This window comes from Eubacterium sp. 14-2 (assembly GCF_000403845.2).
Lineage (GTDB): Bacteria > Bacillota > Clostridia > Lachnospirales > Lachnospiraceae > Petralouisia.
Window position 1 is genome coordinate 42,186 of sequence record NZ_KE159567.1, and the last position, 8,885, is coordinate 51,070.

At 40.9% G+C, this 8,885-nt stretch carries 8 protein-coding genes; 7 read left to right on the plus strand and 1 reads right to left on the minus strand.

What is annotated here, in order from left to right; translation table 11 throughout:
• The first annotated feature begins 94 nt into the window (after nucleotides 1-94).
• Genes C805_RS0103935 through C805_RS07515 form a run of 5 tightly spaced genes read left to right on the plus strand, consistent with a single transcriptional unit; the run spans nucleotide 95 to nucleotide 7,939 of the window.
• Complete coding sequence (locus C805_RS0103935) at nucleotides 95-3,259, plus strand: phage tail protein (protein ID WP_016213193.1); 3,165 nt, start codon at nucleotides 95-97, stop codon at nucleotides 3,257-3,259.
• 12 nt (nucleotides 3,260-3,271) lie between these two features.
• Nucleotides 3,272-3,688 carry a DUF6711 family protein gene (locus tag C805_RS07505; RefSeq protein ID WP_016213194.1) on the plus strand — a complete coding sequence of 139 codons (417 nt, stop codon included), beginning with the start codon at nucleotides 3,272-3,274 and terminating at the stop codon, nucleotides 3,686-3,688.
• Between the two features lie 10 nt (nucleotides 3,689-3,698).
• Entirely contained in the window at nucleotides 3,699-5,942 is a 2,244-nt protein-coding gene (locus tag C805_RS0103940) for a hypothetical protein (RefSeq protein ID WP_016213195.1), read from the plus strand.
• Between the two features lie 12 nt (nucleotides 5,943-5,954).
• Nucleotides 5,955-6,986, plus strand: a complete 1,032-nt coding sequence (locus tag C805_RS07510; RefSeq protein WP_016213196.1) for a hypothetical protein — start codon at nucleotides 5,955-5,957, stop codon at nucleotides 6,984-6,986.
• A gap of 11 nt (nucleotides 6,987-6,997) precedes the next feature.
• A complete protein-coding gene (locus C805_RS07515) occupies nucleotides 6,998-7,939 on the plus strand; it encodes a hypothetical protein (protein ID WP_016213197.1) in 942 nt (313 codons plus the stop codon).
• On the opposite strand, the gene C805_RS07520 is transcribed toward C805_RS07515, so the two are convergent.
• Complete coding sequence (locus C805_RS07520; protein ID WP_016213198.1) at nucleotides 7,936-8,256, minus strand: hypothetical protein; 321 nt, start codon at nucleotides 8,254-8,256, stop codon at nucleotides 7,936-7,938. The two genes, C805_RS07515 and C805_RS07520, sit on opposite strands and share 4 nt — an antisense overlap.
• A 96-nt stretch (nucleotides 8,257-8,352) precedes the next feature.
• On the opposite strand from C805_RS07520, the gene C805_RS07525 reads away from it, so the two are divergent.
• On the plus strand, nucleotides 8,353-8,676 hold the full coding sequence (locus C805_RS07525) for a hypothetical protein (protein ID WP_016213199.1): 324 nt from the start codon (nucleotides 8,353-8,355) through the stop codon (nucleotides 8,674-8,676).
• Nucleotides 8,677-8,690: 14 nt separating this feature from the next.
• The coding region (locus tag C805_RS07530; RefSeq protein WP_016213200.1) for a holin at nucleotides 8,691-8,885 on the plus strand (195 nt) is incomplete at its 3' end.

Genomic DNA, 8,885 nt, shown 5'->3' on the forward strand with positions numbered 1-8,885 from the left:
TATTCACCGACACGCAAACAGAGCGTGTCGCTAACCTGAAAAAGCTACGGGCAGGGAATAGAGACATCTCTGCTATGTGGAGGTGTCTTTTTATATGGCAGGATACGATGGAAGTATACGGATAAATACACAGCTTGATACAAGAGGATTTGAAAGAGGTGCCAGAGGGCTTCTTTCCGGCATGGAAAGAATTGGTGGAAGCCTAAGAGGAATTATCGGGTCTCTTGGTTTCGGCCTTGGGATTGCCGGTCTTATTTCGTTAGGAAAACAGGCGATTGATACTGCCAGCGACATACAGGAAGTCCAAAATGTCGTTGATACAGCTTTCGGAAGCATGTCGTATAAGATGGAGGAATTTGCCAGAAACTCTGTAAAACAGTTTGGAATTTCACAGTTATCTGCAAAACAGTTGGGCTCCACATTTATGGCTATGGGCGCTTCCATGCTTGATAACATAGAAGAAGCCAGCGATATGGCAATAAATCTGACGGCTCGTGCGGCTGATATGGCCAGCTTCTATAACAAAAGCGTAGAGGAAACCTCTTATGCCTTAAAATCCATATATACCGGGGAAACAGAGTCATTAAAAGAATATGGCGTTGTTATGACACAGGTAAATATGCAGGAGTTTGCAAGGCAGCAGGGTATTAACAAGAGCATACAGGCCATGACGCAGGCTGAAAAAGTAGAATTACAGTATGCATATGTCATGCAGCAGACCGCGCTTTCGGCCGGAGATTTTGCCAGGACTTCCGATAGCTGGGCAAACCAGACAAGAATCCTGTCAGAACAGTTCAAAGAGCTTCTGTCCGTTATTGGTTCCGGTCTGATAACCGTATTAACCCCTGTTATTAAATTTTTAAACACAGTTCTTTCTATCCTGATAGCCATTGCAAAGCAGATAGGTTCTGTGCTTTCAAAATTATTTGGAATTTCACTTCCAACCGCAGATTCCGGGCAGTTTGCACAGGATTTATCGTCAGCGGCAGGTGGAGCAGATGAGCTTGCAGACGGTATGGACGCGGCCGGTTCAGCGGCAGAAAAAGCCGGAAAAGCTGCAAGAAAGGCGCTGGCTCCGTTTGATAAGTTAAATGTTCTGAGCAAGGAATCGGGCGGTGGCGGTGGTTCCGGCTCAGGTAGTGGAGGAGCGGCAGGCAGTGGATTTGAACTTCCTGAACTTTCCTTTAATGAAGAAACAGAAGGGGCGGACTCTCTCGGAAGCGCACTTGATGGAGTTCTTAACAGGCTTAGGGAATTAAAGGATTTGTTTGTAAATGGATTTTTCGAAGGCCTCGGAGACTACAAACCTATTTTTGCGGAATTAAAAAAAGACCTGATATCTATTGGTCAGACTTTGAAAGAAATATTTACAGACCCGGAAGTAATTGCAGCTGCAAACAGGCTGGCGGACCAGTTGGCGTATTCGCTGGGACAGGTTGTTGGTTCTATGGCAAGAATTGGGCTTACTATAGCGCAGAATCTTATTGGTGGTATAGAAAAGTACCTGACACAAAATAAAGAGCGAATTAAGCAGTACATCGTGTCCATGTTTGATATTGGAACAGAAATAGCAGCAATAATCGGAAATTTTTCTGTTGCTCTGGCAGACATTTTTTCCGCATTTGGCAGCGATACAGCACAGCAGATAACTGGAAACCTGATTGGAATTTTTGCAGAAGTTGGAATGTTAATATCTGAAAATGCTGCAAAACTTGGCCGGGATATCCTGAATATGATTACTCAGCCAATCATTAACAATAAGGACAAAATAAAAGACGCAATAGCCGGAACCCTGGAAGCCATCAAACCTTTTACTGATGGTCTTCTCATTGCAGTACAGACCGTTCGTGACGCTGTTTCAGATGTTTATGACAATCATTTAAAACCACTATTTGATTCCGTAGCAGATGGAATATCAACAATTGTTGGAAAAATAATGGACGGATATAACACCTATATCGTTCCGGTTTTGCAGGGGCTTGGAGACAGGTTCAAAGAAATTATGGAAGGACCGTTCGGAGAGACAATAGGCAAGATTTCAGAATTTATCGGAAAACTGACAAACGCAGTAAAACTTCTCTGGGAAGAAGCCCTGGTACCGTTTATCGCCTGGATAGCAGACAATATTATTCCGGTTCTTACACCAATTTTTGACTTTATTGGAAATATAGCTTTAACAGCTATTGAAACGATTACAAAAGTGATAGGAGACATAGCAGATGTTCTCAGTGGAGTAATAGACTTTGTAACAGGTGTGTTTACCGGAGACTGGCAAAAAGCATGGGACGGGATAAAAAAAATATTCAGCAGTATATGGAATGCCATAAAAGACGTTTTTTCCGGAGTATGGGAAATACTGAAAAATCTTGTAAAAAACGGTGTCGATTTTGTTAAAAACACAGTCAGTGCTGCATGGAATGGAATTAAGTCATTAACTTCCACCATATGGGATTTGATAAAAAACATTGTATCTACTGTATGGAATGGGATGAAGTCACTGGCTTCCAGTATATTCAACGGAATTAAAAATGTTATTTCAGATATTTTCAATCAGATAAAATCCCACATTGTCGGGGTATGGTCTGGAATAAAAAGCGCTCTCAGTGATATTCCAGGCTGGTTCCAGGGAAAATTCCAGGACGCTTACAAAAATATAAAGAATGCTTTTTCCGGGGCAAAGCAGTTTTTCTCAGGGGTATGGAGCGGGATACAGAATGCATTTGGAAATATTTCCGGATGGTTTCAAAGCAAGTTTTCCGCAGCATGGCAGGCTGTCAAGAATGTCTTTTCCACAGGCGGACAGATTTTTGACGGTATCAAAGATGGAATTCTGAACGGGCTAAAGGCAGTTATAAACGCTATTATCGGCGGAATAAACAAAGCCATATCACTTCCGTTTAATGGTCTTAACGACGCCCTTAACAGGCTCAGGTCTGTGAATATTCTCGGATTAAGCCCGTTTACCTGGATTCCGACCATAAAGGTTCCTCAGATACCATATCTGGCTTCCGGTGCGGTAATCCGAGGCGGTGACCCGTTTATGGCGGTTCTTGGAGACCAGAGGCGCGGACAGACAAACATTGAGACACCGCTTCCTGTAATGTTAAAAGCATTTAAGCAGGCCATGGAAGAAAGCGGCGGAATGGGCGGCGATATAAATGTGCGTGTTTATCTTGGGGAAAAAGACATAACAAAAGCAGTAAAGGCAGAGGCAGATACATATTTCAAAAAAACCGGGAAAGGGTTATTTGCATATTAGGAGGGGAGGAAAATGTTTAACGGATGGCTGATAAAATTCGGAGACGTTGTACTCCCAAACAGCTTCATTCTGGCAGATGGATGGGAGTCTGTACCGAATCAAAGAATTGAAATAGACGCATACAGGGATGCAAACGTATTGCTTCACAGAGAAACAAGCGAAAACTTTAAAACTTCTTTGACGCTCAATATCCGCTCCATGAACTTGGCGGAAATGACGGCATTCAAGAACGTGATAGGGCTGGCAACATTAGAAATAACAAGCAAAAGGCAGCGGAGGGTGACGGTGACTTACTGGAACGATGAGGAACTGGACTATAAAACGGCAATTATGTACATGCCGGACATCACATATTCCATACATACCGTGGATGAAGCCGCAAAAGACATAGAATACAATTCCTTTTCAGTGGAACTGATTGAGTATTAGGAGGGCTTCCATGATTGATTACGAATATTCAGATTTATTTTTTAAAGACAGTGTTTCAAAAAAAATAATAATTTCATTTGATAATGTGATTTTAACCAATGAAGATTTATATAATCAGGAAATGGCACTGGAAGAAAGTCTGTGCTCAGAAAGCGAGCTTCGTTTTGGCTCCTGCGAGGCAGGGATTCTCAAATTTAAAATTTCTGATATTTTCACTCCAATGATTAGAAAATGGCTGGATGTAAAAATGGTGATAAATGAAAATTCTGATATGCCATTTGTTATCGGAAAATATAAGGTTAATTCAGACAACCTTTCTGCAGACAGAAAATACAGAGAAATTACAGCTTATGATGCAATGTACGATGTTATAAATTCAAGTGTAATTACCTGGTATAATACAATTCTTCCCGAAAAAGACAGTAAAGTTACAATGCGTCAGTTCCGGGACAGTTTTATGAATTATTTCGGATTGCAGCAAAAGGAAGTAACACTGGTAAATGACGATATGATTGTGGAAAAGACAATCCAGGTTGGAGAAGATGTGAATATTGACAACGATACGGAACAGGTCAGTATACTGAGAGATTCTTCCCTTAGCGGACTTGATGTTATAACTGCAATCTGTGAAATTAATGGATGTTTCGGTCATATCAGCCGTGATGGAATGTTTCAGTATATTTACCTTCAGAAAAATATGCAGGGACTTTATCCGTCAGATGATTTATTTCCAGATCACGCACCGGATTATCTTCCCCAGGCAAAAACAGGACATCTGTATCCGCAGGATCCGAAATCATTCCGGATTGATAAAAGTAAGTATATAGAATGCAATTATGAGAATTTTATTACAAAATCAATAGACAGGCTTCAGATACGCCAGGAAGAAAATGATATAGGTCAGGTATGGCCGGAAGGAGATAAAAAACAGGAAGAAAACTGTTATGTTATCGAAAATAATTTTCTGATATATGGAAAATCTGCAGAGGAACTTCGCATTATTGCAAAAAATTTATACGGAAAAATCTGCAATATTTCCTATCGCCCATTTGAAGCAGATGTGATGGGCAATCCGTGTTTCGAGGTTGGAGACCCGGTTAGATTTCTGACAGTTCATAATATTGTGGAAAGTTATGTCCTGCAACGAACCCTAAAAGGTACACAGGCGCTTCGTGATAATTTTTCATCCAGCGGAGTTCGTAAATACTCAGAAAAAGTAAATGGTGTTCAGAATTCCATTATCCAGCTTAAAGGGAAAACAAACATTCTTGAGAGAAATGTTGAAGAAACAAGGTCAGAAATAAAGGACGTGGAGTCTGGTCTTTCCTCACGGATAGAGCAGACTGTAAAAAGTGTATCCATGTCTGTTTCAAATGACAGAACCGGGAAAACAGCAGAAGTAAAACTTCTTGTTACGGATGAAGGAGGCACGCAGTATGAAGTTAAGGCAGATAAGATAGACCTTACCGGGCTTGTTTCGTTTACGAATCTCGAAACCGGTGGACAGACAATAATAAATGGCAATAATATTACTACCGGGGAAATAAACTGCAGCCTCCTGAATGGAGGGGAAATAAATGGTCAGAAAATAGTAGGGGGAGAAATAACGGGAGCTGTCATAACAGCAAAAGACGGTCTTTATTTACAGTACACAGATCGTTCCACAAGGCCGAATACGATAAAAAGATTTCTTTTCGCAAAATCTGGGGATGAAAACCCGTCCGGTGGCGGCATATCAGGCGATGGGTTTGTAAATATATATTCTCCGAGAGGAACTCCGTGTATTCTGATTGGGCTTGGACAATACAGTGAGCAGAATGATGGATTTTATTTAAAGGATACTCCATTTTTCCCCAATGGTGCATTGATAGAACACGCTTTTATCAAAAGCCTTCAGCAGACATATAAAGAGTTTGAAACGATAACAAATGGTTCTGAATGGATAAATTTTAAAGTCAGAACTTCTGGCGTATTTGTCAGCGTGTACGGGTCGTACCATGCTTTTTCACATCCTGCCGGAGAATCAAAAAGTATTGTGGTTGGGACATCAGAAGATTTATTTATCCCGAATTCTCACAGTGTCAGAACAGTTGGTTATTATGGAAAAAGAACATTTGTATTTGTTTTGGACCAGGAAGGAAAGTTTGTTGCAAGAAATGCAAGTGATTCCGGAGTAAATATATCAGCGACGGAAAGCAATCCGAATCCATCTGCCACAAGCATAGAATTCAGATTTGATTTTTTCAGATTTTAATGAGGTATATCTATGAACAAAGCATACAATCGTATAAATAACGGAAATGGTTGGGAAAACTATCCCAGCGATAAAACACCATTAAACAAATACAACTTAGACAAAGGGGATGTTGCTCTGGACGAAATAGATAACCGGGTCATTGTCCTTGACAGCACAAAAGCAACGAAGATTGAGGTGTCTCCACTTTTTAAGGATGTGTCTTATGATGATCAGACTGGAATCATTACATTTACCCGAAAAAATGGAGCAACCGTCACGATTGACACACCAATGGAAAAAATACAGACAGGAATTTACTATGACCCGGTGACAGAAATGCTGACGTTGCCACTGATTGACGGGACAACCATGGGGGTTGATTTATCACGTCTGATTACAGAGTTTGAGTTTTTGGACAGCGACACAATAGCTTTTTCCGTCGGCGCCGAAGGGTATGTGTCGGCTATTATTAAAGAGGGAAGTATCGGGGAAAGGCACCTGCGACCGGATTATCTCGCAGATATACATATAGAATCTGAAAGAGCTGCTTCCAGTGCTGCAGAGGCAGAAAGCTGGGCCAGGGGAGGTACCGGGACAAGGCCGGGAGAAGATCTGGACAACGCTATGGAGTATGCCAGGCAGGCAAAAGAAAGTGCAGACAGAGCGGGAGAAATTTTATCAGGAAGTATCACAGAAATAAACCTGACAAAAACTCTGGATAACATATGGGAAGACACTGGAAGTTCCGGAATTTTTTTAAAAGACGGAGCCTATGCAGTGAAGGCTTTTGTCAGTATTCATGTCCCGGAAGGTCTTTATGCTCAGACGGAATTTAAAAGCATATATTCCGGAATCATGAGCTGGAAGAGTGTCATGGGTTACAATCTTACAGAAGAAGTGGTTTTAAATTTTTCTGGAGAGACCCCAGATGATCTTCGTTTTTTTATAAGAACCAGAGGAAATCAAAACAAAGAGACATGCCTGCAGGCATGTTTTAATCATTACATTTCAAATAAAAATGTGTATGCTGATATAATCATATCGTTTTTAAAAATATTTTAAGGAGTGACTTTATGGTATTAAAAGACGTTATAAAGGGAACTTGTGAAAGGGCTATTGAATCTTCAAGAGCAGTAAATGATGGAAGTGGAAATAATATAGCCGATACATACCAGGAAAAAATCGGAACCGGATATTTTACCGGAAACATAGACACTATATCGAAAAATAATGTCTGCATATGTGATTCTTCCAACATAGAAGGGGGAGAGTTACCATTATCAAATGAAACTCCTTACACTTTTATTTTGAAAACAGAACATGTCGACGAAACAGGAAATTTATCTTCCAAAGCGCAGACTGCTATTTTGGAAGAAAATGGAATATGCAGAGAATTTATGAGAACCGGAAGTGAATATACAGGTTATACGTCATGGGAAGAAATTCAGACAAGCAGAAATATTGAAGATTTTTCCATGAAATTCACCAGTGAAGATGTAAAAGAACCGACCGGATATACAGATTTCGATACCATAAAAAGCGGAGAGAAGCAGAGCAGCCTCTGGCGGAAGGTTTCGCTGCTTGCAAAGAATGTCCGGTACCTGTGGAAACTGTGTGGGACAAATGACATTTCCGGGCTGGCAGACGGGACGCTGACTGGGGCGGTCAGTAAGTTAAACACGGATTTAGGTTATAGGGATATTTCCAGCGAGGTTACTATTTTATTTCCGGGGACTCCATGTATAGCTTATATTGAAAATGGGACAGTGTTTATTTCATCCAGTGTTATGAAAAATACACCAACGGAACTTACAAGTTTATTTTCTCTGCCATCAAAATACGCACCACGCACAACAACTTATACCACAATAAGCGTTGCTGTAAACAGGAATGATATATTGAATAAAGTATTAAGTATCGGCATAAAAGAGAATGGGACTGCTTATGTATGGCTGGATGCTGCTTTGAATGCCGGTGAACCGTTTACTATCCAATATCCTCTGAAACGGAGCTAAACTTTAAATTTTAAAATACGGTATTCAATATGGTTAAAAAGCCCAGGGCCAGCATTTTCTGAGCTTGCATAAAGTTCAATGGCTTCTCCTTTTTCCAAAAAAAATACTCCGGCTACAGACGCAAATCCATCAACTCCACCAGAAATATATATATTAGAGCCTGCCTTAAGTTCTATAGTTTTTGCAGGAGCGTTATAATACACCTGCGAGGCAGATGCAACAACAAAGCATGGTTCATTTGCGATATATAGATTTTTTATCTTAACACGTTCAGAACTGGTGGGAAAATCTACATTCTGATAGACTCCTTCAATCATCCCGCTCAAATCCGTGTTTAGTGAATTTTAAAATGGTACAAATGGTGTTGAGAAATGTTCTATAATCAATAAAAATGAATTTTTGGAGAAGTGCCTATGGAAGAATTAACAAGAATGGAGCATGACAGGTTTCATAAAGAGTTTGCAGAGCGGATGACAGAGGAAGACAGGAGACAGAATAGAAGACTTGATATTCTGGAAGGCAGTATTAATCACATAAATGACATTACCATTTCTGTAGAGAAAATGGCAGTCAGTATGGGAAATGTGGTGGAAGAACTCAAAAAACAGGGAGAGCGTCTGGAAGCATTAGAGGACGAGCCTGTAGAAACTTTTAACCAGATAAAAGTTGCAATTGTTACAACTTTGGTAAGCGCGATTGTGGGTGCTTCAGTAACAGCAATTTTGATGATTTTATAAGAAAGGAAAATGGTATGAAAAACAGAAAACAGATTGAATGGATGAAAGCGGCAGCGGTCCGGGCAGTCAAGACCATGGCACAGAGCGCGGTGGCCCTGATTCCCGCGGCGGCCACCATAGGAGCGGTGGACTGGCAGGTGGTTCTGGGAACCGCAGCACTGGCCGGGGTGGTATCCCTGCTTACGTCTCTGGCAGGACTGCCGGAGGTA

Excerpts from the sequence above, each read along its gene's own strand:
- C805_RS07525 (WP_016213199.1), top strand. The coding sequence starts at position 8,353 with ATGGAAGAATTAACAAGAATGGAGCATGACAGGTTTCATAAAGAGTTT.
- C805_RS0103940 (WP_016213195.1), top strand. The coding sequence starts at position 3,699 with ATGATTGATTACGAATATTCAGATTTATTTTTTAAAGACAGTGTTTCA.
- C805_RS0103935 (WP_016213193.1), top strand. The coding sequence starts at position 95 with ATGGCAGGATACGATGGAAGTATACGGATAAATACACAGCTTGATACA.
- C805_RS07515 (WP_016213197.1), top strand. The coding sequence starts at position 6,998 with ATGGTATTAAAAGACGTTATAAAGGGAACTTGTGAAAGGGCTATTGAA.
- C805_RS07520 (WP_016213198.1), bottom strand. The coding sequence starts at position 8,256 with ATGATTGAAGGAGTCTATCAGAATGTAGATTTTCCCACCAGTTCTGAA.
- C805_RS07505 (WP_016213194.1), top strand. The coding sequence starts at position 3,272 with ATGTTTAACGGATGGCTGATAAAATTCGGAGACGTTGTACTCCCAAAC.
- C805_RS07510 (WP_016213196.1), top strand. The coding sequence starts at position 5,955 with ATGAACAAAGCATACAATCGTATAAATAACGGAAATGGTTGGGAAAAC.